This window comes from Streptomyces sp. WI03-4A, from assembly GCF_033792105.1.
In the GTDB taxonomy this organism is placed as follows: domain Bacteria; phylum Actinomycetota; class Actinomycetes; order Streptomycetales; family Streptomycetaceae; genus Streptomyces; species Streptomyces collinus_A.
The window spans coordinates 95,496-120,902 of the sequence record NZ_JARAUO010000020.1 but is presented as its reverse complement, the minus strand read 5'-3'; the positions used below and the strand labels follow the sequence as shown (position 1 = coordinate 120,902).

Here is a 25,407-nt window from a genome sequence, read left to right as displayed (position 1 = left end):
GGCCCCCGGCTCAGCTCGCCGGCCAGGGGACCTGGGGCGACCTGTAGTAGGTGATGCCGAGCGCGGTCCAGCGCGGGCCCTGGGCCGCCAGGCGTGTGCGGTAGGTGTCCCAGTCGTGGGTGGCCGCCGGGGACCAGCCCAGTTCGGCCGCTCCCGCCAGGCGCGGGAACGCCATGTACTCGATGTCGGCCGACTTGGCGAGCGTCTCCGACCACAGCGGCGCCTCGACGCCCCGGACGGCCGAGGCCGGCACTCCGGGCAGGTAGGTCCCGGGGTCCCAGTCGTAGGAGCGCTTCACCTCGACCAGGCCGGCCCACTTCGTGCCCAGCCGGGTGGCCGCCGTGTACTTCATGTCGAGGTACACCCGGTCGGCCGGGGACAGCACGATCCCGGTGCCGTTGCGGGCCGCCTCGGCCACCTGTGCCTTCTCCGCCGCGCTGGTGCCGTCCTGGCCCCAGTACTGGGCGATGGCGCCCTGGGCCGGGTGGGCGCCGGTGAGCTGGTGCCAGCCGATGACCGTCTTGCCGTACTTGGCGACGACCGGCTGCACGCGGTCCATGAAGGCCACGTAGTCGGCGTGGCTGGTGGAGTGCGCCTCGTCGCCGCCGATGTGCAGGTAGCGGCCGGGGGTGAGGGCGGCCAGTTCGCGGATCACGTCGTCCACGAAGTCGTACGTCACCGCCTTGGACACGCACAGCGAGCTGAAGCCCACCTGGGTGCCGGTGTACAACGGGGGCGCCGTGCCGTCGCAGTTGAGCTGGGCGTAGGAGGCGAGGGCCGCGTTCGTGTGGCCGGGCATGTCGATCTCAGGGACGACCTCCAGGTGGCGGGAGGCGGCGTAGCCGACGATCTTCCGGTAGTCGGCCTTGGTGTAGGAGCCGCCCCGGCCGCCGCCGACCTGGGTCGAACCGCCGTAGGTGGCCAGCCGCGGCCAGGAGTCGACCGCGATGCGCCAGCCCTGGTCGTCGCTCAGGTGCAGGTGCAGGGTGTTGATCTTGTAGAGGGCGAGCTGGTCGATGTAGCGCTCGACCTGGGCGACGGTGAAGAAGTGGCGGGAGACGTCCAGCATGGCGCCGCGGTACGCGAACCGCGGGCGGTCCTCGATGGTGCCGCCGGCGACCCGCCAGGGCCCGGCCTGGACGCTCTTCCTCTCCACCGACGCCGGGAGGAGCTGACGCAGGGTCTGGACGCCGTGGAAGAGGCCGGCGGACGTGCTCGCGGTGATGGAGACGCCCCAGGGGCCGCTGGTCAGGCGGTAACCCTCGGCGCCGAACGGGCCGTCGGCCAGGTGCAGCCGGATGCCGCCGCCGCCCTGTTCGGTGACCGGCAGCGGGTAGCCGGTGGACGGCCGCAGGATGCCGGCGAGGTACTCGCCGGTGCCGCGGACCTCGTCCGAGCCGTCCACGCGGATGTGTGTGCCGGGGGTGATGCGGTAGGGGTGACCGGCCGGTCTGACCGAGGCGGGCGCCGGGACCACACGGTCCAGCGGGGTCGCCGGCGTGGCCCGCGGAGCGGGTGCCGCGCCGACGGTGAAGACGCCTGCCGCCGCCAGAAGCAGCAGTGATCCGAGCACGCGGGTCAGTCGGGGAGTCGTGCTGTGGTTCCGTCTCACATGCGCTCCCTTCGGGAATGGTAAAGACCACTCTCCCGCAGATCCGGTGAAACAATCCCCGCATGGCGGAAATCATCCAGAAGGACGGCACGTGGGTGTTCGACGGGGACGCCCTCAGGCTGACCCCCGGCCGGGACAAGAACACCGGCCTGCTGCGCCGGACGCTGGGCGAACTCGTGGTGCCGCTGGGCGCGTTGGCGGGCGTCTCGTTCGAGCAGGGGAAGCGGTCGGGGCGGCTGAGACTGCGGCTGCGCGACGGCGCCGATCCGCTGCTGCACGCCACCGGCGGCCGGCTCGCCGAGCCGCACGACCCGTACCAGCTGACGGTGGAGCCCGACCGGTACGGCGTCGCCGAGTACTTCGCCGACGAGGTCCGCAACGCCCTGCTGCTGGACGGCGTTTCGCCGGACCCGGTCGGTGGGTACCTGCTGCCGGGCCCCCCGGTGCCGCTGTCCGCCACGGCCGGGGACGGCACGGCGGGGTTCGACGGGGAGCGGGTGCGCCTGGAGTGGAACTGGAAGACGGAGGACGCCAAGGCCGCCACCGGGCCCCGGACGATCGCGCTCGACGACATCACCGCCGTGGAGTGGCAGCCGGCGGCCGGGCTGGAGAACGGCCATCTGCGCTTCACCGTGCGGGGCGCGCCGGCCGCCGCCCCGCCGAAGTACGACCCCAACGCCGTGGAGCTGTGGGGCTTCAAGAAGGACCCGCTGATGGCCCTGGTCGCGGCCGCGGTCCAGGCCCGGCTGCCGCACCCGTCGGGGCCGGCCGCCGTCCCGGACGCGCTCCCCGGGCCGCCGCCCGTCGAGGCGGCGCGGCCCGGCGCGGCGCCGCCGGCCGAGGACGACCACGACGCGCTGCTGCGGCGCCTGCGCGAGCTGGGTGAGCTGCACCGTGCGGGGGTGCTGACCGACGAGGAGTTCGGGCTGGCCAAGCGGGCGGTCCTCAAGCGCATGTGAGGGCCGCCCGCGTCCGGCGCGTCCGGGGCCGGGTGCTACTTGGCCCTGCGGGCCACGGTGAAGTGGTCGATGCGGTCGCCGGTCTCGGCGATGCCCGACACCTTCAGCGTGGCGAGGTGGCCCTTCGGCGCGGGGGCGACGTCCACGCGCAGGAAGGAGTAGTTGAGGTAACGCACCCGGGACCAGGCGACCGTCTCGTTCTGCTTGCCGTCCTTGAGGTTGACGAACGAGGCCACGGAGTCGACCTCGTGCTCGTGACCCTCGTAGGAGTCCGGGGCGCTGAACGCGTAGAGGCTGCGGCCCGCGGCGCCGGCGGTGACGTAGACCACGCCCTCGGTCTCGGGGTAGGCGGTGCCGCCGATCGGGAGCTTCTTGGTGACGGTGTCGCCCTTGATGACGTCCGTGCGCTCGTACTGGTGGTTGTGGCCGTTGATGACCAGGTCCACCGTGTACTTCTCGAACAGCGGCACCCACTCCTGGCGCACGCCCCCCTCCGAGGCGTGCGCGGTGGAGGTGCAGTACGCGCAGTGGTGGAAGAACACGACGACGAAGTCGATGTCCTTCGCGGCGCGGAACCTCTTCAGCTGCGCCTCGAACCACTTGGTCTGCGTTCCGCCGGATATGCCCAGGTTCGCCGGGATCTCGAAGGAGACGTCGTTGGGGTCCAGCGAGATGATCGCCGTGTTGCCGTGGACGAAGGAGTACACGCCCGGCAGGTTCTTCGGGTCCGGGCCGTTGTCCGGGAGGGTCCAGCGGGCCTCCTCGCCGCCGTAGCCGTTGGGCGAGTACCAGGCCTCCATGTCGTGGTTGCCGAAGCTGACCATCCACGGGATCTGCTTGGCGACCGACTCGGTCTGGTAGAGGAACTGGTCCCAGGTGCGCGAGTCGAACCCGGTGTCGGTGGTCTTGCCCTGGCCGGCCGGGTCGCCGTAGGCGATGTCTCCGGCGTGCAGGTGGAAGGCCGGGTTCTGGCCGAGGATCAGGCTGTCGTTGGCCAGGGCGTGGTAGCTCACACCCTGGTCGCCGAAGGCCGTGAAGGTGAAGGGCGCCTTGTGGGCGGGGGCGGTGGTGAAGGTGCCCAGGGTGCCGAGCAGGTGCGGCTCGGCCGGGTCGAAGCCCTCGTGGCCGACGCCGTAGTAGTACGTCTTCCCCGGGCGCAGGTGGGTGAGCCGGGCGTGCAGGTAGTACTGGGTGTGGTCGCCGCTCGCGCCGACGCCGGCCGGCGTGTACAGGCTGCGGACCTCAGCCTCGATCTTGCGGGAGAGGTCCCAGGGGTGGGCGCCGATGCGGATGAAGGGCTTCTTCACCGCGACCGGGACCTGCCAGGAGACCGTCATCTCGGTCCGCGGGTCGGTGCCGTAGGAGAGGTGTCGGCCGAAGGGGGCGACGAGGGCGCCGTCGACCTTCTCGGCGGCGGGGGCCGTGCGCTGCGCCGGCACGGCCGCCTGGGCGGTGCCGCCCGGCACGAAGGCGCCGCCCGCGACGGCGCCCAGCGTGACGGCGCCGCCCCTGATCATGGTGCGCCGCGAGAATCTGGCGCGCAGGTACTCGTGCTGCTCGGCCATGCTCATGCGCTCGGCCAGCTTCCCGGGTACTCCCATACGAGGAATGTCCATGGCGTCTGAAACTCGTCCCCCAGGGCGACGAGACGCAAGACGCAGGATGGACAGCTTGCGAACAGCGCCCCATAAGAGATCCAATAGGCGCCTGCCCGGAATCGGGCAGGATTCTTGCGAAAGTCGCCGCCGTACCCGAGGATCTACCGGGTGCACGAGGAACTTGTCGATCACCTGACGCGGTCCACGCCCCTGAGCAGGGGCGAGGCGCTACGGGTGGTCCAGGACGTGCTCGCCTACTTCGACGAGACGACGCAGGACTTCGTCCGTCGCCGCCACCGTGAACTGCAGGCCCAGGGCCTGACGAACACGGCGATCTTCGGACGGATCGAGGCGGACCTGAGATACCGGGCGGTGGCGCCGCCGGAGCTGACGCTCAGGCAGCTGCGCCGCATGGTCTACGGCTGAGACGCCAGGCTGAGAGATACCTATTCATGTGCGGAATTGTCGGATACATCGGGAAGCGTGACGTGGCGCCCCTGCTCCTCGAGGGCCTGCAGCGCCTGGAGTACCGCGGCTACGACTCCGCGGGCATAGTCGTCACCTCCCCGAAGACGGCCGGCCTGAAGATGGTCAAGGCCAAGGGCCGGGTGCGCGACCTGGAGGCGAAGGTCCCGGCCCGCTTCAAGGGCACCACGGGCATCGCCCACACCCGCTGGGCCACCCACGGCGCCCCCTCCGACGTGAACGCCCACCCGCACATGTCGGCCGACCACAAGGTCGCCGTCGTGCACAACGGCATCATCGACAACGCCGCCGACCTGCGCCGCAAGCTGGAGGCGGACGGGGTCGAGTTCCTCTCCGAGACCGACACCGAGGTGCTCACCCACCTGATCGCCCGTTCCACGGCCGAGAAGCTGGAGGACAAGGTCCGCGAGACCCTGCGCCTGGTCGAGGGCACGTACGGCATCGCGGTGATGCACGCCGACTTCTCCGACCGCATCGTGGTGGCCCGCAACGGCTCCCCGGTGGTCCTCGGCATCGGTGAGAAGGAGATGTTCGTCGCCTCGGACATCGCCGCCCTGGTCGCCCACACCCGGCAGATAGTGACGCTGGACGACGGCGAGATGGCCACCCTGAAGGCCGACGACTTCCGCACCTACACCACCGAGGGCACCCGGACCAGCGCCGAGCCGACCACCGTGGAGTGGGAGGCCGCTTCGTACGACATGGGCGGCCACGACACCTACATGCACAAGGAGATCCACGAGCAGGCGGAGGCCGTGGACCGCGTGCTGCGCGGCCGCATCGACGACCGCTTCTCCACCGTGCACCTCGGCGGCCTCAACCTGGACGCCCGGGAGGCGCGCCGGATCCGCCGCGTGAAGATCCTCGGCTGCGGCACCTCGTACCACGCGGGCATGATCGGCGCGCAGATGATCGAGGAGCTGGCCCGCATCCCCGCCGACGCCGAGCCGGCCTCCGAATTCCGCTACCGCAACGCGGTCGTGGACCCCGACACGCTCTACGTCGCGGTCTCCCAGTCCGGTGAGACCTACGACGTGCTCGCCGCCGTGCAGGAGCTGAAGCGCAAGGGCGCCCGGGTGCTGGGCGTCGTCAACGTGGTCGGCTCCGCGATCGCCCGCGAGGCCGACGGCGGCATCTACGTGCACGCCGGCCCCGAGGTCTGCGTGGTGTCCACCAAGTGCTTCACCAACACCACGGTCGCCTTCGCGCTGCTCGCCCTGCACCTCGGCCGCACCCGTGACCTCTCGGTCCGCGACGGCAAGCGGATCATCGAGGGCCTGCGCAAGCTGCCCGAGCAGATCACCGAGATCCTCAAGCAGGAGGACGAGGTCCGGCAGCTCGCCGAGGAGTACGCCGACGCCCGCTCGATGCTCTTCATCGGCCGCGTCCGGGGCTACCCGGTGGCCCGCGAGGCCTCGCTGAAGCTCAAGGAGGTCTCCTACATCCACGCCGAGGCCTACCCCGCCTCCGAGCTGAAGCACGGTCCGCTGGCCCTCATCGAGCCGGCCCTGCCGACGGTCGCGATCGTCCCGGACGACGACCTGCTGGAGAAGAACCGCGCGGCCCTGGAGGAGATCAAGGCCCGCAGCGGCAAGATCCTGGCGGTGGCCCACCGGAACCAGGAGAAGGCCGACCGGACGATCGTGGTCCCGAAGAACGAGGACGAGCTGGACCCGATCCTGCTGGGTCTCCCGCTCCAGCTCCTCGCGTACCACACGGCCAAGGTGCTGGGCCGGGACATCGACAAGCCCCGCAACCTCGCGAAGTCCGTGACCGTGGAGTAGTGGTTCGCGCGGGGCACCGCGCGGACACGGAAGGGACCCCCACGTGCGCCACCGATCACGTGGGGGTCCCTTCGGTGCTGCTCGATTCAGCCGGTGGCCGTCACCCCCCGGCCGGCAGCACGCCGGGGAAGCACCGTGGGCCAGTGCGCGAGGGCGGCGGTCGCCGCGTACCAGGCGGCCGCCCCGGAGACGGCGGCGGCCCAGCCGCCGGCCTTGGCCAGCGAGGAGCTGTCGGCGAAGACCGCGACGGCGAGCAGCAGCATCGCCAGGAACAGCAGCCCGTGCACGACCTGACCGAGGCCGTCCCCGCCGGCGAGGGTCAGGGTGAGCGCCACCAGGGCGAAGAGCAGCAGGAAGAGTCCCGCTCCGTTGGCCGAGGTGTGGTCGCCGAACGAGACGGCCCAGGTGAACCAGAGGGCGCCGAGGGCGACGAAGCCCGTGCCGGAAACGGTGTCGCGGTCGCGGAAGGCCAGCAGACCGATGAGGAACAGGGCGACGCCGCCCACGTAGTGGGCCAGTGAGACGGCATCGGCCGCCCCTACGCCGTCGATCACACCGGTCGTGCCGAGTCCGAACGCCAGGAGGGTTACTCCCAGGGCGAGTCGGCCGGCCACGATGGTGGTTCCGCTTCCCGCGGAGACGTCATTGTCCACGGCGGGCTCCCTTCGTGCAGGTGCAGTTGCGCGGTGACCGGTATATGCCCTTCACAAGGGCACAAACACCTCTACGCGCGAGTAGTTTGCCGCTGTACCAAGGGATGTGACGAAGAGTCGGAAACTCAGGGGATGACGATGACGGGCCGCTGCGCCCGCTTGGCGAGCCGTCCGGCCACCGAGCCGAAGATGCGGCCCACGAGGCCGTGCGTCGAGCCGACCACGATCGCGTCGGCCTCGTACTCCCGCCCCACCTCTTCGAGTTCGTGGCAGATGTCGCCGCCGCGCTCGACCAGGATCCAGGGCACTTCCGCCAGGTACTCGGCGCAGGCGAGTTCGAGCCCCAGCACCTCGGTCCGGTGGTCCGGTACGTCGACGAAGACGGGCGGCTCGCAGCCGGCCCACACCGTGGTGGGCAGCCGGTTGGCCACGTGGACGATGATCAGACCCGAGTGGGAGCGATGTGCCATGCCGATCGCGTAGGCGAGGGCGCGCTCACTGGACGTCGAGCCGTCGAAGCCGACGACCACCCCGTGCTGGAAGGCGGGATCGCAGGAAGGACGTGACTCTTCCGCGGCGAGGGGATCGGCCGCCGTGGGATCGGCGACCGGCCGCTTGCGGTCCGCGGGTTCGAAGAATTCGTGACCGGCCATGGCTGTCTCGGCGTTGTGATCCTTTGTGGGTGGGGGTGACATCGTGCGGCGGAGCTGTGTCCGGGATTCGTCTTCCCAACCCCATACCCCCAAGGGTACGGCGGCACGCCTCCTCTGCCCAGTTCCCGCGCACGCTCCGTGAGCGGGACGCCCGATGTCCACAGGGGTTCCCCGGAGCATGCACGAGAGGCGCCCGTAACGCAATGGTTGCTGCCCCGTACAGGCGGTTTGCACGGGATTCGCTTCAGCCCCGGCCGGTGACCGACCGATCGAACAGGCGTTGAACCCGGTGAGTCACCGCCACAGGGAGTACGAGATGCCCCGCCCCCGCCCCTCCGACCCGCGCCCCGCCCCGGACACCACGAGTGACGTGATCCGCTGGGCGGCCTTCAGCTGCGTCCTCGTCCCCGTGGTCCTCGTCTGGTACGGCACCTCGCTGGCCGGGGCCGCCGGCACCGCCTTCGGGCTCGCCGCCGTCACCGCCGTCTGCCGCGTCCTGCTGCGGCGCTCCGAACGTTGCGCCGCGCAAAGAGGCGGACGTCACACCAAGGGATAGACACCGGTTGACTGACCGGTTTTTGCACCCCCGAACGCTTCTTTTCGGCCAACTTCCGGATACCGCCCCAAGGGGGTCCCACCCACCCCCTAACCCCCGTTCCACCTGCACGGAAAGGGTCTGGGCCGACCTCCGCACCCTACGCGGTTTGGCCACTGCGACAAGGCGCACTTCCCTGCACGCCCCACGAGTGCAACGCTTCGTGATCGAATGCTTCACGCCAAGTTGTCATGTCGACAATGTCCGGCGTGTCGAACCGGCCACCGTGAGACCGCGGTAGCCGATAGATTCGATCTTGACTGTCTTACGGCGGGGGACTCGTGCAGGACCGAGGGGAAACGTGCAGGAGCGACACAACCGAGGAGCCGCGACCACCGAGGGGGGCTTAGCAGGATGAGCCACGACTCCACCGCCGCGCCGGAAGCCGCGGCCCGGAAACTCTCCGGGCGACGTCGCAAGGAGATCGTCGCCGTGCTGCTGTTCAGCGGCGGCCCCATCTTCGAGAGTTCCATACCGCTGTCGGTGTTCGGGATCGACCGCCAGGACGCCGGCGTGCCGCGCTACCGACTGCTGGTGTGCGCCGGCGAGGAAGGCCCACTGCGGACCACAGGGGGCCTCGAACTCACCGCGCCGCACGGACTGGAGGCGATCTCACGCGCCGGGACGGTCGTCGTACCGGCCTGGCGCTCGATCACCTCACCACCGCCGGAGGACGCGCTCGACGCGCTGCGCCGAGCGCACGAGGAGGGTGCCCGGATCGTCGGTCTGTGCACCGGCGCCTTCGTGCTCGCGGCGGCCGGCCTGCTGGACGGCCGCCCGGCTACCACCCACTGGATGTACGCGCCGACGCTGGCCAAGCGCTATCCGTCGGTCCACGTGGATCCACGGGAACTGTTCGTCGACGACGGCGACGTGCTGACCTCGGCCGGTACCGCCGCGGGGATCGACCTGTGCCTGCACATCGTGCGCACGGACCACGGCAACGAGGCGGCCGGCGCGCTGGCCCGTCGGCTGGTGGTCCCACCGCGCCGCAGCGGCGGTCAGGAGCGCTACCTCGACAGGTCTTTACCCGAGGAGATCGGCGCCGACCCGCTCGCCGAGGTCGTCGCCTGGGCGCTGGAACACCTCCACGAGCAGTTCGACGTGGAGACACTGGCGGCACGCGCCTACATGAGCCGCCGTACGTTCGACCGCCGGTTCCGTTCGCTGACCGGCAGCGCTCCGCTGCAGTGGCTGATCACCCAGCGGGTGCTCCAGGCACAGCGGCTGCTGGAGACGTCGGACTACTCCGTGGACGAGGTGGCGGGCCGCTGCGGCTTCCGCTCCCCCGTCGCGCTGCGCGGGCACTTCCGCCGCCAGCTCGGCTCGTCCCCCGCCGCCTACCGGGCCGCCTACCGGGCCCGCCGGCCGCAGGGTGACAAACCGGGCGACCCGGAGGCGGTGGCGCAGCAGGGTCCGGCCGGGACACCGGGCCTGCCCGGGCACGGGCCGCTGGGCCACGCACCCTCGGTCCTGCACCCGGACCGGGAGAGCGGGGTCCCGATGCAGAGCCGCCGCCAGCCGGTGAGCCTGCTGCCGGGGCCGCGCAGCGGCAACTGAGACACGTCGAGCGGGACCGAGGAGGGGGCGGGCACATCCCGCCCCCTCCTCGCCGCCGCGCCGCCGCGACGGCTTCCCGGCGAGTCCGGCGGCTGCGCGGGGCATCCCAAACGGGGACGTCAGCTTTAGGGTGGTCGCATGAACGATCGCATGGTGTGGATCGACTGCGAGATGACCGGCCTCTCGCTGTCCGACGACGCTCTCATCGAGGTGGCCGCCCTCGTCACCGACTCCGAGCTGAACGTACTCGGCGAAGGGGTGGACATCGTCATCCGTCCGCCGGACGCGGCGCTGGAGACGATGCCGGAGGTGGTGCGTCAGATGCACACCTCGTCCGGGCTGCTGGACGAGCTGGCCGGCGGCACCACGCTGGCCGACGCCGAGGAGCAGGTCCTCGCGTACGTCCGCGAGCACGTGAAGGAGCCCGGCAAGGCCCCGCTGTGCGGCAACTCCGTCGGCACGGACCGGGGCTTCCTGCTGCGGGACATGCCGACCCTGGAGGACTACCTCCACTACCGGATCGTGGACGTCTCCAGCGTCAAGGAGCTGGCCCGGCGCTGGTACCCGCGGGCCTACTTCAACAGCCCGGAGAAGAACGGCAACCACCGGGCCCTCGCCGACATCCGCGAGTCGATCGCCGAACTGCGCTACTACCGCGAGGCCATCTTCGTCCCCCAGCCCGGCCCGGACTCCGACACGGCGCGGACCATCGCGGCCCGGCACGTCCTGCCCGCCCAGTAGACCCCCCGGGGTCCGCTCGGAGGCTCGCCCGGAAAACGGGTGCGCGAGCACCCCTTCGGACCCTGTAGACTTCTTCTCGGCCGGTCGGGGAAACGACCAAGTGAACCACCGGTCATGGTGGGTGTAGCTCAGCTGGTAGAGCACCTGGTTGTGGTCCAGGATGCCGCGGGTTCGAGTCCCGTCACTCACCCTGGGTGATCAGCCGGTGACTCCGTCGCGAGACGGGTCACCGGCTGATTCGTTTTCCGGCGCCGCCCCGGCCCCCGGCCGGAGCGGCCTCTCCCCTTATACGGGCCCCTCGTACGGGCTCATGTGGGGGACGTCACGAGGACGCCCGCGCCACCAGTTCCGTCGGCAGCACCGCGTGCCGCCGCTCCAGACCGCGGGTCGCGGCCGGCCGCCGGTCGGCGATCTCCGAGAGCAGCAGGTCGATCATCGCCCGGCCCATCTCCTCGATGGGCTGGCGGACGCTGGTCAGCGGCGGGTCCATGTGCCGGGCGATGGCCGAGTCGTCGTAGCCGACCAGCGCCACGTCGTCGGGGATGCGGCGGCCCGCCTCGCGCAGCACCTGCCGGGCGCCCGCCGCCGTCACGTCCGAGCCGGCGAAGACCGCGTCCACGTCCGGGTACCGCTCCAGCAGCGTGGCCATCGCCCGGCGGCCCCCCTCCTCGGTGAAGTCACCGGGCACGATGAGCCGTTCGTCCGCCGCGTGGCCGGCCTCGCGCAGCGCCTCGCGGTAGCCGTCGACCCGGCGCTGGGCGCCGTAGACGTCGAGGCGGCCGGTGATGTGGGCGATCCGTCTGCGGCCCCGGGAGACCAGGTGCTCCACGGCCGAGCGGGCGCCGCCGAAGTTGTCCGAGTCGACCGAGGTCAGCGTCTCCGCGGCCGAGCGCGGGCCGCTGATCACCGCCGGGATCTCCAGCTGCGCGACCAGGTCGGGGAGCGGGTCGTCGGCGTGCACCGAGACCAGCAGGACCCCGTCCACGCGGTGCGCCGCCAGGTACTGCGCGAGGCGCTCCCGCTCCCGGTCGCTGCCCGCGAAGATCAGCAGCAACTGCATCTCGGTCTCGCCGAGTTCCGCGCCGACACCGCGCAGCATGTCCGAGAAGTACGGTTCCGCGAAGAACCGGGTCTCCGGTTCGGGCACGACCAGCGCGATGGCGTCGGTGCGGTTGGCCGCGAGGGCGCGGGCCGCGGTGTTCGGGACGTAACCGAGTTCGGCGACGGCCGCCTCCACCGCCGCGCGGGTCGCGTCGCTCACCCGCGGCGAGCCGTTGATCACCCGTGAGACCGTGCCCCGGCCGACCCCCGCCCGGGCGGCAACCTCCTCGAGCGTGGGCCGTCCCCCGCCCCGGCCCCGCGCTCCGTGGCCTGCCATGGGCTCCGCCTCCCTTGCACCGACATCCCCGTTGGCTGGAATCTAACAGCCCTGGCCAGACGGTGGACTGCCACCGTGGGCCCCGAGGAGGCCAGTTAACACTCAGATAACCGAACGCACCCCGCCGCGTCCGGTCCCTTGACACCCCGCCCCGAACCGGCGACCCTTCAACACATCACTGGTGGGAGCGCTCCCACAGCACCTGACACATACACATCCCGCACGTTCCCCGCCCGAGCCGCAGCGACAATGAACGGGCCCAATTCCTTGCAGTTGGCCGGGGGGTCGGCACGTCAGGCAACAGGAGGACGCAATGCGCACGAGCATCCGACGGTCTCAGCGACTGATGGCCTTCACGGCTGTCGCCGCGTTGACCACGGGGTTGCTGGCCGGCTGCGCCAACGACTCGGACGACGGCTCGTCGAACAACTCGGATGGCGGCAACGGCAACGGCAAGGGCAACATCACGCTGACCATCGGGACCTTCGGCGTCTTCGGCTACAAGCAGGCCGGCCTCTACGACGAGTACATGAAGCTCCATCCCGACATCAACATCAAGGAGAACGTCACCACCCGGACCGACGTCTACTGGCCGAAGGTGCTCACCCGCCTCCAGGCCGGCTCCGGCACCGACGACATCCAGGCCATCGAGGTCGGCAACATCACCGAGGCCGTCCAGACCCAGGCCGACAAGTTCGTCGACCTCGGCAAGGAGGTCGACAAGTCCCAGTGGCTGGACTGGAAGCTCGCGCAGGCCACCACCAAGGACGGCAAGACGATCGGCCTCGGCACGGACATCGGCCCGATGGCGATCTGCTACCGCAAGGACCTGTTCAAGAAGGCCGGCCTGGAGACGGACCGCACCAAGCTCGCCGAGCAGTGGAAGGGCGACTGGGCCAAGTACGTCGACGTGGGCAAGCAGTACATGAAGAAGGCGCCCAAGGGCACCAAGTTCGTGGACTCGGCCTCCTCGGTCTACAACGCGTCCCTGGGCGGCGCCGACCAGCGCTACTACGACAAGGACGGCAACGTCATCTGGGACAAGTCCTCCGGGGTGAAGTCGTCCTGGGACGTCGCGATGAGCGTGGCGACCAGCAACATGTCGGCGAAGCTCAAGCAGTTCGACAAGCCGTGGGACCAGGGCTTCGCCAACGGCACCTTCGCCACCGTGGCCTGTCCCGCCTGGATGGTCGGCTACATCGAGCAGAAGTCGGGTGACTCCGGCAAGGGCAACTGGGACGTGGCGGCGGCGCCGACCGCGGCCAACTGGGGCGGTTCCTTCATCGGTGTGCCGACCGCGGGCAAGCACCAGAAGGAGGCCATAGCCCTGGCCAAGTGGCTGACCGCGCCCGAACAGCAGGCCAAGGTCTTCGCCAAGCAGGCCAGCTTCCCGTCGACCCCGTCGGCGTACGCGAACCTGAAGCCGGCCTCGGACACCACGGCCTACTTCTCGAACGCGCCGATCACCCAGATCTTCTCCGACTCGGCGAAGACGATCCCGACGCAGTACTTCGGCACCAAGGACCAGCCGATCGGCACCGCGATCACGGACGTCGGCATCCTCCAGGTCGAGCAGAAGGGCAAGTCGCCCGCTCAGGGCTGGGACGCGGCCAAGAACGAGATCAAGGACGTGCTCGGCCAGTGACCAGCTCCAAGCAGGCTCTCGCGCATCCCGCGTCGAGCGCCGAGGCCGCGCCCGGCACCCCGCCGGGCGCGGCCCGGGGCGCTCACGGTGGCGGTGCGCCGGCGGGCGCCGACTCCTGGCGCAGCCGGCTGTACCGCTGGGACATGAAGGCGTCGCCGTACGCGTTCGTCGCCCCCTTCTTCGTCCTTTTCGGTGCCTTCTCCCTGGTCCCGCTGCTCTACACCGCCTGGTACTCGCTGCACAACGTGCAGCTGTCCGCCCTTGACCACCAGACCTGGGCGGGCCTGGACAACTACAAGAACCTGTTCTCCTCGGAGTTCTTCTGGAACGCGCTGGAGAACACCTTCACCATCGGTCTGCTGTCGACGGTGCCGCAGCTGCTGGCCGCCCTCTGGCTGGCGCACCTGCTCAACTACAAGCTGCGCGGCTCGACCATGTGGCGCGTGGTGATGCTGACCCCGTACGCCACCTCGGTGGCGGCGGCCACGCTGGTCTTCACGCTGCTGTACTCGTGGGACGGCGGCATGGTCAACTGGGTGCTGCACTTCTTCGGCGTGGACGCCATCAACTGGCGCGAGTCGGACTGGGGTTCCCAGTTCGCGGTGTCCACCATCGTGATCTGGCGCTGGACCGGCTACAACGCGCTGATCTACCTGGCGGCCATGCAGGCGATCCCGATCGACCTGTACGAGTCGGCGGCGCTCGACGGCGCCAGCCGCTGGCAGCAGTTCCGCCATGTGACGATCCCGCAGCTCAGGCCCACGATCCTGTTCACGGTGGTCGTCTCCACCATCGGCGCGACCCAGCTCTTCGGTGAGGTCCTGCTGTTCGGCGGGGTCAGCGGCTCCAAGGGCGGCTCCGAGCACCAGTACCAGACGCTCGGCCTGTACATGTACGACCAGGGCTGGATCATCGGCAACCTCGGCAAGGCGTCCGCGATCGCCTGGTCGATGTTCCTGATCCTGCTGATCGTCGCCGCGGTCAACCTGCTGCTCACCCGACGGCTGAGGAAGTCCCAATGACCACCAGTGAACTGACCCTGCCGCCGACGGCCGAGGTCAAGCGGGAGCGGCGCCGGGTGATGGGCGCGGGCAAGCAGATGCACGCGGGCCCGCTGACGTACGTGGTGCTGGTCCTCTTCGCGCTGGTCTCGCTGGCCCCGCTGGTGTGGACGGCGGTAGCCGCCTCGCGCACCGACCGCCGGCTGGCCGAGACCCCGCCGCCGCTGTGGTTCGGCGGCAACCTCTTCAAGAACCTCCAGGCCGCCTGGGACCAGGCCGGGCTCGGCACCGCCATGCTCAACTCGCTGATCGTCGCGGGCACGATCACGGTGAGCACGGTGCTGTTCGCCACGCTGGCCGGCTTCGCCTTCGCCAAGCTGCGGTTCCGGTTCTCCGGTCTGCTGCTGCTGCTGACCATCGGCACGATGATGATCCCGCCGCAGCTCGCCGTGGTGCCGCTGTACCTGTGGATGTCGGACTTCGGCTGGTCCAACCAGCTCCAGACGGTGATCCTGCCGAGTCTGGTGACCGCGTTCGGCACGTTCTTCATGCGGCAGTACCTGGTGCAGGCGCTGCCCACCGAGCTGATCGAGGCCGCCCGGATGGACGGGGCGAGCAGCCTGCGGGTCGTGTGGCACGTGGTCTTCCCGGCGGCGCGTCCCGCGATGGCGGTGCTCGGCCTGCTGACGTTCGTGTTCGCCTGGAACGACTTCCTGTGGCCGATCATCGCCCTGAACCAGCAGAACCCCACCGTGCAGGTGGCCCTGAACTCGCTCGGTACCGGCTACGTCCCGGACCAGGCGGTGATCATGGCCGGTGCGCTGCTCGGCACGCTGCCGCTGCTGGTCGCCTTCCTGCTGTTCGGCAAGCAGATCGTGGGCGGGATCATGCAGGGCGCGATCAAGGGCTGACCGCCCTCCTCCCAGGGGCCGGGCCACCGCCGCTCCGGCCCCTCCCCCTCCCCCGCTCTTGTCCTCTTACTTCCGCCGGTCTTCACGACCTCCTTGGGAGCGCTTCCATGCCTGATTCCGTATCCTCTGTGACCTTTCCTCCCGCCTTCCTCTGGGGCGCGGCCACATCCGCGTACCAGATCGAGGGGGCGGTGCGGGAGGACGGCCGCACCCCCTCGATCTGGGACACCTTCAGCCATACGCCCGGCAGGACCATCGGTGGTGACACCGGTGACATCGCTGTCGACCACTACCACCGCTACCGCGACGACGTGGCGCTGATGGCGGACCTGGGCCTGAACGCCTACCGCTTCTCCGTCTCCTGGTCCCGGGTGCAGCCGACCGGCCGGGGCCCGGCGGTCCAGGTGGGCCTGGACTTCTACCGCCGCCTGGTGGACGAGCTGCTCGAACGCGGCATCAAGCCGGCGGTCACCCTCTACCACTGGGACCTTCCGCAGGAGCTGGAGGACGCGGGCGGCTGGCCCGAGCGGGACACCGCCTACCGCTTCGCCGAGTACGCGCGGCTGGTCGGCGAGGCGCTGGGCGACCGGGTGGAGAACTGGATCACCCTGAACGAGCCCTGGTGCAGCGCCTTCCTGGGCTACGGCTCCGGTGTGCACGCCCCCGGCCGCACCGACCCGGCGGCCTCCCTGCGCGCGGCCCACCACCTCAACCTGGCGCACGGTCTGGGCGCGGCCGCGCTGCGCTCGGCGACGCCGGCCCGCAGCCAGATCGCCATCAGCCTGAACTCCAGTGTCGTACGGCCCGTCTCGCAGGACCCGGCCGACCTGGACGCGGCCCGGCGGATCGACGACCTGGCCAACGGGGTCTTCCACGGCCCGCTGCTGCACGGCGCCTACCCCGAGACCCTGTTCGCCTCGACGGCGTCGGTCACCGACTGGTCGTACGTCCTCGACGGCGACCTGCGCACGATCAAGGCGCCGCTGGACGCGCTCGGCCTGAACTACTACACCCCGTCGCTGGTGTCGGCGGGCGCCGGGAAGGCCGAGGGCCCGCGGGCGGACGGTCACGGCGCCAGCGAGCACTCCTCCTGGCCGGCCGCGGAGGACGTGCTCTTCCACCAGACCCCGGGCGAGCGCACGGAGATGGGCTGGACGATCGACCCGACCGGGCTGCACGAGCTGATCATGCGTTACACGCGGGAGGCGCCCGGCCTGCCCCTCTACATCACCGAGAACGGCGCCGCCTACGACGACAAGCCGGACGCGGACGGCCGGGTGCACGACCCGGAGCGCATCGCCTACCTGCACGGCCATCTCGCGGCGGTCCGCCGTGCCATCACCGACGGCGCCGACGTGCGCGGGTACTACCTGTGGTCGCTGATGGACAACTTCGAGTGGGCGTACGGCTACAGCAAGCGGTTCGGCGCGGTCTACGTGGACTACCAGACGCTGGAGCGCACCCCGAAGTCGAGCGCGCGCTGGTACAGCGAGGCGGCGCGGACGGGCGTGCTGCCCGGGGTGGGTACCGCCGTGTGACACCGGTCCCGGCGGCCCGAGGGTGAGGGAACAGGGTGCGGCCCCCCCCCGTGGGTGCCGCACCCTGATGCCGTTCCGCGGTCCGGTTCCGTGACTCGGTTCCGTGCTTCCCGTTACGCGCTTCGGTTCCGCGCGGGTCAGTTGAAGGCGCCGAAGGCCTTCGAGAACGCGAACCTGTCCTGGGCGACGGAGCTGCAGGTCGCGTCGGCGGTGGGCTTGGTGCCGCCGTCGCACTGCTTGTCACGGGTGGCGGACCACATGGAGAGCCCGCCGAGGCCCTTGGACTTGGCGAAGTTCACGAGCTGCGTGGCGTCGTCGACCTTGAAGACCTCGGAGGAGACGTCGTTGACGCCGATCATCGGGGTGACCGCGACCGTCTTCCAGGCGGCGGAGTCGGACAGCGCGAGCACGCTCTTGACCTGGGCCTGGGTGGCGGTCGCCGCCTGCTCGGCGTAGGTGCCCATGTCGCCGTTGTAGGAGGCGCCGTAGTCCATCGCCATGATGTTGACGGTGTTGACCTGCACGCCGTTGGACTTGGCGTTGGACAGGAGGTTCACGCCGTCCTGGGTCAGGCCCTCGGGCATCACCGGGAGGGTGAAGGAGACGTCCAGGCCCGGGTGCTGGGCCTGGAGCTTGGCTATGGCCTGCGCCCGGCGGGTGTTGGCGGCCGTGTTGGGCAGCGCGCCCCCCTCGACGTCGAAGTCGACCTTGGTCAGCTTGAAGGCGTCGACGGCCTTGCCGTACGCCGCCGCCAGCGCGTCCGCGGAGGAGCAGGTGGTGGCCAGCTCCGAGCCGGAGGCGCCGCCGAAGGAGACCCGGACGTCCCCGCCCTTGGCGCGCAGGGCGCCGATCTGCGCGGCCACGCCGTCGCTGGTCAGGTCGGTGACACCGCCCCACTTGGGGGTGCAGCCGCCGCCGTCGGTGACGAAGGCGAGGGTGTAGTTCTTCACGCCGGTCGCGTCGGCCGAGGCCAGCAGGTCGAAGGCCGGGTAGAGGGAGGTGTCGACGTACGGGGCGAAGCCCGCCGAGGCGGTGCTGCCGGTGCCGGTGCCGCCGGTGGGGGTGGGGGTGGCGCTCTGCGTGGGGGTGGGGGTCGTGGTCTTGGTGGGGGTGGGGGTGGCGGTCTTCGTGGGGGTCGCGGACGGCGACTGGGTCTGGGTCGGGCGGCCGCTGGGCTCGGGGGTGGCGCCGCCGTCGGCGGAGCACTGCGTGCCGTCGATCCGGCAGCCCGTCGGGTCGCCGCTGCCGCTGACCACGAAGCCGACGGTGACCGACTTGCCCGGCGCGAGGCCGTCGGTGTCCCACTTCGCGGACTTCACGGTGACGTGCTGACCGCTGACGGCCGAGTCGCCGTTCCACAGTGAGCCGAGCTTGGCGCCGGCCGGGAGGTCGAACTCCAGCGTCCAGGTCTTCTCCGTCTGGCCGCTGTTGTTGGTGACGACGTACTGCGCGGTGTAGCCGGTCGACCAGTCGCTGGTCTTGGTGTAGGCCGCGTTCACACCGGCCGCGTTCGCCGTACCGGTCAGCAGGAGCGCGCCGCCACCGACCACGGCCGCCGCCACCAGGCCGCCGATCGCCTTGTTCCTGCCACTGATCCTGCGCCGGTGGGTGCTCATGCGCGTGCCTGCTTTCGCTGTTCACGGGGGTGGGGTGCGGCAGCACGCTAGCGAGCGGGAATGCGACAAACGGCTTGATAGGGACAGCGGCCGAGGATCTTAGGGTGCGCTTAAGGAAGGGATCGGGGACGGTTAAAGGTCGAGACCACTGGGCGGGATCGCGGGCGCGCCCATGGGGTCAGCGGACCCTCGCCGGGCGCCTGCGCCGGCGCACGCTCCCCCGGTGTCCCCGGCCGGCCGGCTTCCGGCCGTCGAGCTGGAACCAGATCCGCACCTCGGTGCCGCCCAGAACCGAAGAGCCGATGCGGACGTCGCCGCCGGTGGACTCGGCGAGCCGGCGCACGATGTCGAGGCCGAGTCCGGTCGAGCCGGCGCTGCCGGAGCCGCGGCCGCGAGCCATCGCCGCCACCGGGTCGGCTATGCCGCGGCCCGCGTCGGAGACCAGCACGATCACCGCGTCCTCGCCGTTGTGCACGTCGACGGCGAAGGCGGTGCCCTCGGCGGTGTGCCGGAACACGTTGCCGAGCAGCGCGTCGAGGGCGGCGGCCAGGTCGGCGCGGGCCACGGGTATGCGCACCGGCCGCTCCACGCCGGCCACCCGCCACTTGCGGCCCTCGTCCTCGGCGAGCGCGGACCAGAACTCCATGCGTTCGCGCACCACCGCCGCCGCGTCGCACCCGGCGCCGGGGCCGGCCGCCGCGGTCTGCGGTTTGGCCTCCCGGGCCGTGCGGATGATGGTGTCGACCTCCCGTTCCAGCTGGGCGACGGCGGTCCGGGTCTGCTCGGCGGCGGGCCCGGCGCCCAGGGACGCCGCGTTGAGCCGCAGCACGGTCAGCGGGGTGCGCAGCCGGTGCGACAGGTCGGCCGCCAGTTCCCGCTCGTTGGCGAGGAGTTGCACCACCTGGTCGGCCATGGAGTTGAACGCGACCGCCGCGAGCCGCAGTTCGTTCGGCCCGTCCTCCGGCACCCGGGCGCCGAGCCGGCCCTCGCCCAGTTCGTGGGCGCCCTCGACCAGCCGCTGCGCGGGCCGCACCATGCGCACCCCGAGCCGGTCGGCCACCGCGACCGAGCCGATGATCAGGGCGAGTCCGACGGCGGCCAGCACCGCCCAGGCCGTGCCGACGCCGTTGCTCACCTCGGACTCGGGGACGTACACCTCGACGACCGCGATCGCGCCGGAGCCGAGCGCGACCGGCTGCAGCAGCGTGGAGCCGCCGGTGACCGAGCTGGTGGAGGCGCGGCCGAGCTTGCGCACGGCCTCGATGTCCCGCTCGGCGGCGCGCCGCCGGCCGAGGTCGAGCGCGGGCCGGCCGTCGGCGGCGGGCAGGTGCACGGCCAGGCCGGAGTCCGCGCCTGCGGAGGCCACCACCCGCTCCAGCTCGTCCCGTTCGGTGGTGATGGAGAGCGCGGGCGCGACCGCGGCCGCCTCCCGCTCGGCGTTGGAGAAGGCGCGGTCGCGGGCCATCTCCTTGACGACGAGGCCGAGCGGGACGGCGAAGGCGACCACGACCATCGTGGTGACCGCCAGGCACACCTTGACCAGGGCCCATCTCATCTCGGCGGCTCCCCTCCCCCGTCGGTGGGCACGGGCGGTTCGAGCTTCACGCCGACCCCCCGGAGCGTGTGCAGATAGCGCGGCCGGGCGGCCGTCTCGCCGAGCTTCCGGCGCAGCCAGGACAGATGGACGTCGATGGTCTGGTCGTCGCCGTAGGACTGCTGCCAGACCTCGGCGAGCAGTTCCCTGCGCGGGACGACGACACCGGGACGGCCGGCGAGGAAGGCGAGCAGGTCGAACTCGCGGCGCGTCAGGTCGAGCCGCACGCCGTCCAGTTCGGCCTGCCGGCGCAGCGGGTCCACGGTCAGTCCGCCGACACGGATGACGGGCGTGGGCGGAGCCTCGCCGCCGGCCGAGCGGGCCCGGCGCAGCACGGCCGCGATCCGCGCCGAGAGGTGCTCGACGGAGAACGGCTTGGTCAGGTAGTCGTCCGCCCCTGCGTTGAGCAGCCGGACGATCTCCGCCTCGTCGTCCCGCGCGGTGGCGATGATGACCGGCACGTCCGTGATGCCGCGGAGCATCTTCAGCGCCTCGGAGCCGTCCAGGTCGGGCAGTCCGAGGTCCAGGATGACCACGTCGAACCGGAAGTGGGCGGCCTCGCGCAGCGCCTCCAGGGCGGTGCCGACGCTGCGCACGGTGTGCGAGGCGTCGGTCAGATGCCGGATGAGCGCCGAGCGTACGAACTGGTCGTCCTCGACCACGAGCACACTTGCCATGCGCCGCACCGTACGCCATGCGGCGGGGCCGGTCCGGCGCCTGTGGACAACTCGGGTCGCGTGCGAACGGCGGTCCCCCTGAGGCAGTATGGCCCGCGATGCGCAGAGGACTCGTACACGTACTGGCTTGGCTGCTCGCGACGGGCGCGGCGGTCACGCTGTCGTGGTGGGGCGTGCACACGGTGATGGCCGGGACGGCGTACGACCCGCCGCGCGCCCTGCCGATCACGGCGGCCGGTGCGGCCACGCAGCGCTCCGGGCCGCTCCGGTCGCCGTCGGCCCGGCCGGCACCGTCGAGGAGCCCGTCGAGCAGGCCCCCGGCGCCGGCGCCCTCGCGCACCACGGCCCGCTCCGCCGGCCCGTCGCCGTCCGCCGGCGCCACCACCACGTCGGGCCGGATCAAGCCCTACGACACCGACGGCGGCCGGGCCGTCTTCGACCTGGGCCCGGCGAGCGCCACGCTCGTCTCCGCCACCCCCGGGACCGGCTGGTCGATGCAGGTGTGGAAGACGGAGACGTGGATCCGGGTGGAGTTCAGCCGGGGCGCGGACCGGGTGTCGGTGTTCTGCACCTGGCACGACGGGCCGCCGCACGTGGACGTCGGGACGTACTGACCGGTCCCCGGGGCGCGGTCAGCGGAAGACCGAGGGCGGCGGGGCCGGCGAGGCCACGGCCGCCGCGTCCGTCACGGGTGCGGCGCCACCGGTGAAGTCGGTGAGCCGCCTGCCGTGTTCGACCCGGGCCGGGTGCGGGTCGGAGGCGGCGCGGCGGGTGAGTTCGGCCAGCGGGAGCGGGAGGTCGCGGGCGACGAGGACGGCGTTGCCGAAGCGTTTGCCGCGCAGCACGGCCGGGTCCGCGATCAGGGCCAGTTCCGGGAAGCGGGCGGCGGCGGTGGCGATCTGGCCGCGCAGGTGGGCGAGCGGCGGGCCGTCGGCGAGGTTGGCCGCGTAGACGCCGGAGGGCTTCAGGGCCCGGCGGACCTCGTCGAGGAACTCGGTGGAGGTGAGGTGGGCGGGGGTCCGGGCGCCGCTGAAGACGTCGGCGATGACCAGGTCGGCCCAGCCGTCCGGCACCTTGGCCAGTCCGTCGCGGGCGTCGGCCGACCGCACCCGTATCCGCGCGTTCGCATCGAGCGGCAGTGCGCGGCGGACCAGTTGGACGAGGGCGGCGTCCCGCTCGACGACCTGCTGGGTGGAGCGCGGCCGGGTGGCGGCGACGTACCGGGCCAGGGTGAGGGCGCCGCCGCCGAGGTGCACCGCGTGCACCGGCTTGCCGGGCGGGGCGACGAGGTCGATGACGTGACCGAGGCGGCGCTGGTACTCGAAGGACAGGTATCCCGGGTCGTCGAGGTCGACGTGCGACTGGGGCGCCCCGTCGATCAGCAGCGTCCAGGCCCGGGGGCGGTCCGGGTCGGATATGAGCTGCGCCAGCCCGCCGTCGACCGGTTCCACCACGGCCTCGACGGCGGCCGGCCCGCGCCGGGTGTTCCTCGACCTTCCCATCCGTCCATTTTCGCAGCCCGTCCGGGCGGGTGCGTCACCGGCAGTTGTCGGCCGCCTCGATCAGCCGGGCCGCCTCCCCGAGGGCCCGGCGCAGCACCACCGGGTCGGTCGCCAGATCGGCCTCGCCGGGCGGCAGCAGCCAGCCCGAGTCCTCCGCCGCCGCCTCCGGGTGCAGCCGCAGCCCGCGCCCGTTCGTCTCGGTGCAGATGCTGCCCGGCACGTCCCAGCAGGCGGCGGTGCCGGCCGGCACCACGAAGCCGAGGGTGTCGCACCCGCCGTCGTGCAGCACGGGCCCGACCGTCTCCCCCGCCCCGCGGCGCAGGATGTCGACGGCCTCCAGTCCCTGCCGGGCCGGCACCGTCACGAGGTCGCACGCGTCGTTCCGGGCCGTCGGCGACAGCACCGTACCCAACGTCTCCGTAGTACAGGGATCGTTGCTCTGGCTGGTCTCCATGCCGGCCTCCACCACGCCTGTTGCAGTCCACACGCTTCAACGCGTGAGCGCGTCAACGGCTACGGCGCATGTGCGCCGCAAAGGATGGCAGTTCATGGCAGATCGTGGATGAGATATCCGGTTTGTAGCCAAACACTGCGTGGCGGGTCCGACACAGCCGGTACGTTCTTGCTCGCCGGAACCAGGGTGTCACAGGACAACTCAGCCCGAATCCACCCCGGATCCGGCATGGTTCGACGGTTCGCACGAGAGGACCGGCCATGGCGTCGTCAACCGAGACCTCGTCACAGCCCGAACGGCCATCCCGGCCGAACCTCGCCTTCCGGCAGCTGCGCGGCCGGCGCTCACCGGCCGAGTTCGCCGCGCTGGTGCGGCGGGCCGCGCGGGAGATCGGTGAGCGGGTGAGCTGTGACGCACGCTACGTCGGCAGGGTCGAGGCGGGTGAGATCCGTTGCCCCAACTACGCGTACGAGCGGGTGTTCCTGCACATGTTCCCCGGCCGCACGCTCACCGACCTCGGCTTCGCGCCGCGCTCGTCCGTCCGCGGACGCTCGGCGCGCACGGCCGCGGACCCGCCCGGGGCGTTCGGCACCACTGAGACGCGAGGGGCGCACGAGCCGTATGACACGGAGGACCACCGGCACCACCCGCAGGACCCGTACCACCCGCATGACCCTGACGAACCGTACGAACCGTACGAGAACGACCCCCTGAACCACGAGGAGAGCGACGTGCTGCGTCGCGCATTCATGACCGGCGGAGGCGCCACGGTGGCCGCCGCCACGCTGAGCCCGCTGGGGCTCGCCACCGGCGCCGCGGCGGCGGTCCGGCCGGCCCGCCGCGCCGGAAGCTCCGAGGCGACCGCCCTGGAGGAGGCCGTCCGCCGCATCCGGCTGCTCGACGACCGGCACGGCGCCGACGGCCTCTACCGCCGCGCGGCGGCGCCGCTGCGCGCCGCCTACGCGCTGCTGGACGCAGGCGCGACCCGGCTGGCGACCGCCGACCGGCTCCACTCCGGCGCCGGTGAACTCGCCATCTCCGTGGGCTGGCTGGCCCATGACTCCGGCCGCTTCGACGACGCGCGCTCGCACTACGCGGAGGCGCTCGCGACCGCCCGGATGACCGGCGACCCGGGTCTGGAGGCCCACGCCTTCTGCAACACCGCGTTCCTGGCCCGGGACACCGGCCGCCCCCGTGAGGCGGTGCGCGCCGCGCAGGCCGCCCAGCGCGCCGGCCGCCCGCTGGGCTCCGCCCGTCTGATGTCCCTGCTCGCGCTGCGGGAGGCCGGCGGCTGGGCGGGGCTCGCCGACCGCGCGGGCTGCGAACAGGCGCTGGCCCGTGCCCAGGCCCTCTTCGAGCGGGGCCACTCGGACGCCGACCCCGAGTGGATGAGCTTCTACGGAGAGGCCGAGCTGGAGGGTCTGGAGGCGCAGTGCTGGTCGACGCTGGGCGACTGGCGGCGCGCGTCCCGGCACGCCCGCCGCGCGGCCGACCTCCAGGACCCCCACTTCACCCGCAACATCGCCCTCTACACCGCCGAACTCGCCGACGACCTGGCCCGTGAGGGACGCCCCGACGAGGCGGCGCAGGCGGCGCTGCGCGTGCTCGGCCTGCTGGACCAGGTCCAGTCCTCCCGGATCCAGACGATGCTGGCCGGGACGGCACGGGTGCTGCTGCCGCACCGGCGGGCGTCCGGGGTGTCGGAGTTCCTCGACCGGCACGCCTCCCTGCCGAGGACCGGGCGGGCGTAGCGGACCGGGGCGCGGGCGGCCGCGCGCGGCCCGTCAGGCCGCCAGGTGCCCCAGGTCGTTCCAGCTCTCGATCGCCGGCTCCCCGTAGGCCCAGCCGAGCACGGACAGCGAGGTCGGGTTCAGCCGGACGCGGGCCGCGAAGTCCAGCGGCAGGCCGAGCCACCGCGCGCCGATGGACCGCAGGATGTGCCCGTGGGCGAAGACCAGCACGTCACGGTCGGCCGAGCGGGCCCATGCCACGACCTCGTCCGCGCGCGCGGTGACGTCGGCGAGGCTCTCGCCGCCGGGGACGCCGTCCCGCCAGATCAGCCAGCCCGGCCGCACCGCCTGTATCTCGGCCGGTGTCATGCCCTCGTAGGAGCCGTAGTCCCACTCCATGAGCGTGTCCCAGGTCGCGGCACGCTCACCGAACCCGGCCAGTTCGCACGTCTCACGCGCGCGGACCAGCGGACTGGTGCGCACCTCCACCCCGGGCAGCCCCTCGAACGGCGCCCGGTGCAGCCGTTCGCCGAGCAGCTTGGCCCCGCGACGACCCTCCTCCAGGAGCGGTACGTCGGTCCTGCCGGTGTGCTTGCCGGACAGCGACCATTCCGTCTGTCCATGCCGGGCCAGCAGGATGCGCGGTGCCATGGGAGACCTTTCCGGAGCCGGACGCCGGGCGGCGCCGGGGAACTAGAGGCGGGATACCTCCATCATCGC

Annotated in this window: 23 protein-coding genes and 1 tRNA gene; 13 read left to right on the top strand and 11 right to left on the bottom strand. The window is 71.7% G+C overall.

Annotated features, from left to right (window positions below; genetic code table 11):
* Positions 1–10: 10 nt before the first annotated feature.
* Positions 11–1,612 (bottom strand): beta-N-acetylhexosaminidase, encoded by a 1,602-nt coding sequence (locus tag PV343_RS21305; RefSeq protein ID WP_319148547.1) that lies wholly within the window; start codon positions 1,610–1,612, stop codon positions 11–13.
* 62 nt (positions 1,613–1,674) lie between these two features.
* On the opposite strand from PV343_RS21305, the gene PV343_RS21300 reads away from it, so the two are divergent.
* On the top strand, positions 1,675–2,571 hold the full coding sequence (locus tag PV343_RS21300; protein WP_319148546.1) for a DUF4429 domain-containing protein: 897 nt from the start codon (positions 1,675–1,677) through the stop codon (positions 2,569–2,571).
* 35 nt (positions 2,572–2,606) lie between these two features.
* On the opposite strand, the gene PV343_RS21295 is transcribed toward PV343_RS21300, so the two are convergent.
* Positions 2,607–4,172 (bottom strand): metallophosphoesterase family protein, encoded by a 1,566-nt coding sequence (locus tag PV343_RS21295; RefSeq protein WP_319148545.1) that lies wholly within the window; start codon positions 4,170–4,172, stop codon positions 2,607–2,609.
* Between the two features lie 165 nt (positions 4,173–4,337).
* On the opposite strand from PV343_RS21295, the gene PV343_RS21290 reads away from it, so the two are divergent.
* Together PV343_RS21290 and glmS are read left to right on the top strand one after the other, a co-directional pair.
* Complete coding sequence (locus tag PV343_RS21290) at positions 4,338–4,595, top strand: hypothetical protein (protein WP_319148544.1); 258 nt, start codon at positions 4,338–4,340, stop codon at positions 4,593–4,595.
* A gap of 26 nt (positions 4,596–4,621) precedes the next feature.
* Positions 4,622–6,439: a glutamine--fructose-6-phosphate transaminase (isomerizing) gene (gene glmS / locus PV343_RS21285; RefSeq protein ID WP_319148543.1), complete on the top strand. Its 1,818-nt coding sequence runs from the start codon at positions 4,622–4,624 to the stop codon at positions 6,437–6,439.
* An 86-nt stretch (positions 6,440–6,525) separates the two neighbouring features.
* On the opposite strand, the gene PV343_RS21280 is transcribed toward glmS, so the two are convergent.
* Both PV343_RS21280 and PV343_RS21275 read right to left on the bottom strand, forming a co-directional pair.
* Positions 6,526–7,092 carry a GPR1/FUN34/YaaH family transporter gene (locus PV343_RS21280; RefSeq protein WP_319148542.1) on the bottom strand — a complete coding sequence of 189 codons (567 nt, stop codon included), beginning with the start codon at positions 7,090–7,092 and terminating at the stop codon, positions 6,526–6,528.
* Between the two features lie 125 nt (positions 7,093–7,217).
* Positions 7,218–7,745 carry a universal stress protein gene (locus PV343_RS21275; RefSeq protein WP_319148541.1) on the bottom strand — a complete coding sequence of 176 codons (528 nt, stop codon included), beginning with the start codon at positions 7,743–7,745 and terminating at the stop codon, positions 7,218–7,220.
* Between the two features lie 316 nt (positions 7,746–8,061).
* Between PV343_RS21275 and PV343_RS21270 the strand changes: the two genes are divergently transcribed.
* The 4 genes from PV343_RS21270 to PV343_RS21255 all read left to right on the top strand — a co-directional run bounded on the left by PV343_RS21270 (position 8,062) and on the right by PV343_RS21255 (position 10,831).
* The gene (locus PV343_RS21270) at positions 8,062–8,301 is read left to right on the top strand and encodes a hypothetical protein (protein ID WP_319148540.1); all 240 of its coding nucleotides are present in this window, start codon (positions 8,062–8,064) and stop codon (positions 8,299–8,301) included.
* Between the two features lie 393 nt (positions 8,302–8,694).
* Entirely contained in the window at positions 8,695–9,900 is a 1,206-nt protein-coding gene (locus tag PV343_RS21265; RefSeq protein WP_133923844.1) for a helix-turn-helix domain-containing protein, read from the top strand.
* A gap of 138 nt (positions 9,901–10,038) precedes the next feature.
* Positions 10,039–10,641, top strand: coding sequence for an oligoribonuclease (orn, locus tag PV343_RS21260; RefSeq protein WP_133923843.1), 603 nt, complete (start codon positions 10,039–10,041; stop codon positions 10,639–10,641).
* A 117-nt stretch (positions 10,642–10,758) separates the two neighbouring features.
* Positions 10,759–10,831 (top strand) — tRNA-His (locus PV343_RS21255).
* Positions 10,832–10,963: 132 nt separating this feature from the next.
* Here the strand turns inward: PV343_RS21255 and PV343_RS21250 are convergent.
* Positions 10,964–12,019 (bottom strand): LacI family DNA-binding transcriptional regulator, encoded by a 1,056-nt coding sequence (locus tag PV343_RS21250; protein WP_319148539.1) that lies wholly within the window; start codon positions 12,017–12,019, stop codon positions 10,964–10,966.
* A gap of 313 nt (positions 12,020–12,332) precedes the next feature.
* Between PV343_RS21250 and PV343_RS21245 the strand changes: the two genes are divergently transcribed.
* The 4 genes from PV343_RS21245 (at position 12,333) to PV343_RS21230 (ending at position 17,114) form a co-directional block, all read left to right on the top strand.
* Positions 12,333–13,664, top strand: a complete 1,332-nt coding sequence (locus PV343_RS21245; RefSeq protein ID WP_319148538.1) for an ABC transporter substrate-binding protein — start codon at positions 12,333–12,335, stop codon at positions 13,662–13,664.
* A complete protein-coding gene (locus PV343_RS21240; RefSeq protein WP_319148537.1) occupies positions 13,661–14,686 on the top strand; it encodes a carbohydrate ABC transporter permease in 1,026 nt (341 codons plus the stop codon). Before PV343_RS21245 ends, PV343_RS21240 begins: the two co-directional genes overlap by 4 nt.
* Positions 14,683–15,576, top strand: a complete 894-nt coding sequence (locus tag PV343_RS21235; protein WP_319148536.1) for a carbohydrate ABC transporter permease — start codon at positions 14,683–14,685, stop codon at positions 15,574–15,576. The genes PV343_RS21240 and PV343_RS21235 overlap by 4 nt, the downstream gene beginning before the upstream one ends.
* Positions 15,577–15,683: 107 nt before the next feature.
* The gene (locus tag PV343_RS21230; protein ID WP_319148535.1) at positions 15,684–17,114 is read left to right on the top strand and encodes a GH1 family beta-glucosidase; all 1,431 of its coding nucleotides are present in this window, start codon (positions 15,684–15,686) and stop codon (positions 17,112–17,114) included.
* Between the two features lie 137 nt (positions 17,115–17,251).
* Here PV343_RS21230 and PV343_RS21225 read toward each other — a convergent pair whose 3' ends face one another.
* From PV343_RS21225 to PV343_RS21215, 3 genes are all read right to left on the bottom strand, one after another.
* Complete coding sequence (locus tag PV343_RS21225) at positions 17,252–18,730, bottom strand: cellulose binding domain-containing protein (protein ID WP_319148534.1); 1,479 nt, start codon at positions 18,728–18,730, stop codon at positions 17,252–17,254.
* Between the two features lie 178 nt (positions 18,731–18,908).
* Positions 18,909–20,285, bottom strand: coding sequence for a sensor histidine kinase (locus PV343_RS21220; protein ID WP_319148533.1), 1,377 nt, complete (start codon positions 20,283–20,285; stop codon positions 18,909–18,911).
* Positions 20,282–21,001: a response regulator transcription factor gene (locus PV343_RS21215; protein WP_319148532.1), complete on the bottom strand. Its 720-nt coding sequence runs from the start codon at positions 20,999–21,001 to the stop codon at positions 20,282–20,284. Before PV343_RS21215 ends, PV343_RS21220 begins: the two co-directional genes overlap by 4 nt.
* 98 nt (positions 21,002–21,099) lie before the next feature.
* On the opposite strand from PV343_RS21215, the gene PV343_RS21210 reads away from it, so the two are divergent.
* Positions 21,100–21,615: a hypothetical protein gene (locus PV343_RS21210; protein ID WP_319148531.1), complete on the top strand. Its 516-nt coding sequence runs from the start codon at positions 21,100–21,102 to the stop codon at positions 21,613–21,615.
* A gap of 18 nt (positions 21,616–21,633) precedes the next feature.
* On the opposite strand, the gene PV343_RS21205 is transcribed toward PV343_RS21210, so the two are convergent.
* The gene (locus PV343_RS21205; protein ID WP_319148530.1) at positions 21,634–22,503 is read right to left on the bottom strand and encodes a spermidine synthase; all 870 of its coding nucleotides are present in this window, start codon (positions 22,501–22,503) and stop codon (positions 21,634–21,636) included.
* A 34-nt stretch (positions 22,504–22,537) separates the two neighbouring features.
* Complete coding sequence (locus tag PV343_RS21200) at positions 22,538–22,957, bottom strand: hypothetical protein (RefSeq protein WP_319148529.1); 420 nt, start codon at positions 22,955–22,957, stop codon at positions 22,538–22,540.
* 260 nt (positions 22,958–23,217) lie between these two features.
* Between PV343_RS21200 and PV343_RS21195 the strand changes: the two genes are divergently transcribed.
* Complete coding sequence (locus PV343_RS21195; protein WP_319148528.1) at positions 23,218–24,708, top strand: hypothetical protein; 1,491 nt, start codon at positions 23,218–23,220, stop codon at positions 24,706–24,708.
* 33 nt (positions 24,709–24,741) lie between these two features.
* On the opposite strand, the gene PV343_RS21190 is transcribed toward PV343_RS21195, so the two are convergent.
* Positions 24,742–25,338 (bottom strand): histidine phosphatase family protein, encoded by a 597-nt coding sequence (locus PV343_RS21190; protein ID WP_020940250.1) that lies wholly within the window; start codon positions 25,336–25,338, stop codon positions 24,742–24,744.
* Between the last annotated feature and the right edge of the window lie 69 nt (positions 25,339–25,407).

Bases quoted from the DNA above. Each gene is read 5' to 3' on its own strand.
- PV343_RS21265 (WP_133923844.1), top strand. From the start codon at position 8,695: ATGAGCCACGACTCCACCGCCGCGCCGGAAGCCGCGGCCCGGAAACTC.
- PV343_RS21215 (WP_319148532.1), bottom strand. From the start codon at position 21,001: ATGGCAAGTGTGCTCGTGGTCGAGGACGACCAGTTCGTACGCTCGGCG.
- PV343_RS21205 (WP_319148530.1), bottom strand. From the start codon at position 22,503: ATGGGAAGGTCGAGGAACACCCGGCGCGGGCCGGCCGCCGTCGAGGCC.
- PV343_RS21250 (WP_319148539.1), bottom strand. From the start codon at position 12,019: ATGGCAGGCCACGGAGCGCGGGGCCGGGGCGGGGGACGGCCCACGCTC.
- PV343_RS21245 (WP_319148538.1), top strand. From the start codon at position 12,333: ATGCGCACGAGCATCCGACGGTCTCAGCGACTGATGGCCTTCACGGCT.
- PV343_RS21225 (WP_319148534.1), bottom strand. From the start codon at position 18,730: ATGAGCACCCACCGGCGCAGGATCAGTGGCAGGAACAAGGCGATCGGC.
- PV343_RS21300 (WP_319148546.1), top strand. From the start codon at position 1,675: ATGGCGGAAATCATCCAGAAGGACGGCACGTGGGTGTTCGACGGGGAC.
- PV343_RS21275 (WP_319148541.1), bottom strand. From the start codon at position 7,745: ATGGCCGGTCACGAATTCTTCGAACCCGCGGACCGCAAGCGGCCGGTC.
- PV343_RS21295 (WP_319148545.1), bottom strand. From the start codon at position 4,172: ATGGGAGTACCCGGGAAGCTGGCCGAGCGCATGAGCATGGCCGAGCAG.
- PV343_RS21210 (WP_319148531.1), top strand. From the start codon at position 21,100: ATGCGCAGAGGACTCGTACACGTACTGGCTTGGCTGCTCGCGACGGGC.
- PV343_RS21235 (WP_319148536.1), top strand. From the start codon at position 14,683: ATGACCACCAGTGAACTGACCCTGCCGCCGACGGCCGAGGTCAAGCGG.
- PV343_RS21230 (WP_319148535.1), top strand. From the start codon at position 15,684: ATGCCTGATTCCGTATCCTCTGTGACCTTTCCTCCCGCCTTCCTCTGG.
- orn (WP_133923843.1), top strand. From the start codon at position 10,039: ATGAACGATCGCATGGTGTGGATCGACTGCGAGATGACCGGCCTCTCG.
- glmS (WP_319148543.1), top strand. From the start codon at position 4,622: ATGTGCGGAATTGTCGGATACATCGGGAAGCGTGACGTGGCGCCCCTG.
- PV343_RS21195 (WP_319148528.1), top strand. From the start codon at position 23,218: ATGGCGTCGTCAACCGAGACCTCGTCACAGCCCGAACGGCCATCCCGG.
- PV343_RS21190 (WP_020940250.1), bottom strand. From the start codon at position 25,338: ATGGCACCGCGCATCCTGCTGGCCCGGCATGGACAGACGGAATGGTCG.
- PV343_RS21200 (WP_319148529.1), bottom strand. From the start codon at position 22,957: ATGGAGACCAGCCAGAGCAACGATCCCTGTACTACGGAGACGTTGGGT.
- PV343_RS21270 (WP_319148540.1), top strand. From the start codon at position 8,062: ATGCCCCGCCCCCGCCCCTCCGACCCGCGCCCCGCCCCGGACACCACG.
- PV343_RS21220 (WP_319148533.1), bottom strand. From the start codon at position 20,285: ATGAGATGGGCCCTGGTCAAGGTGTGCCTGGCGGTCACCACGATGGTC.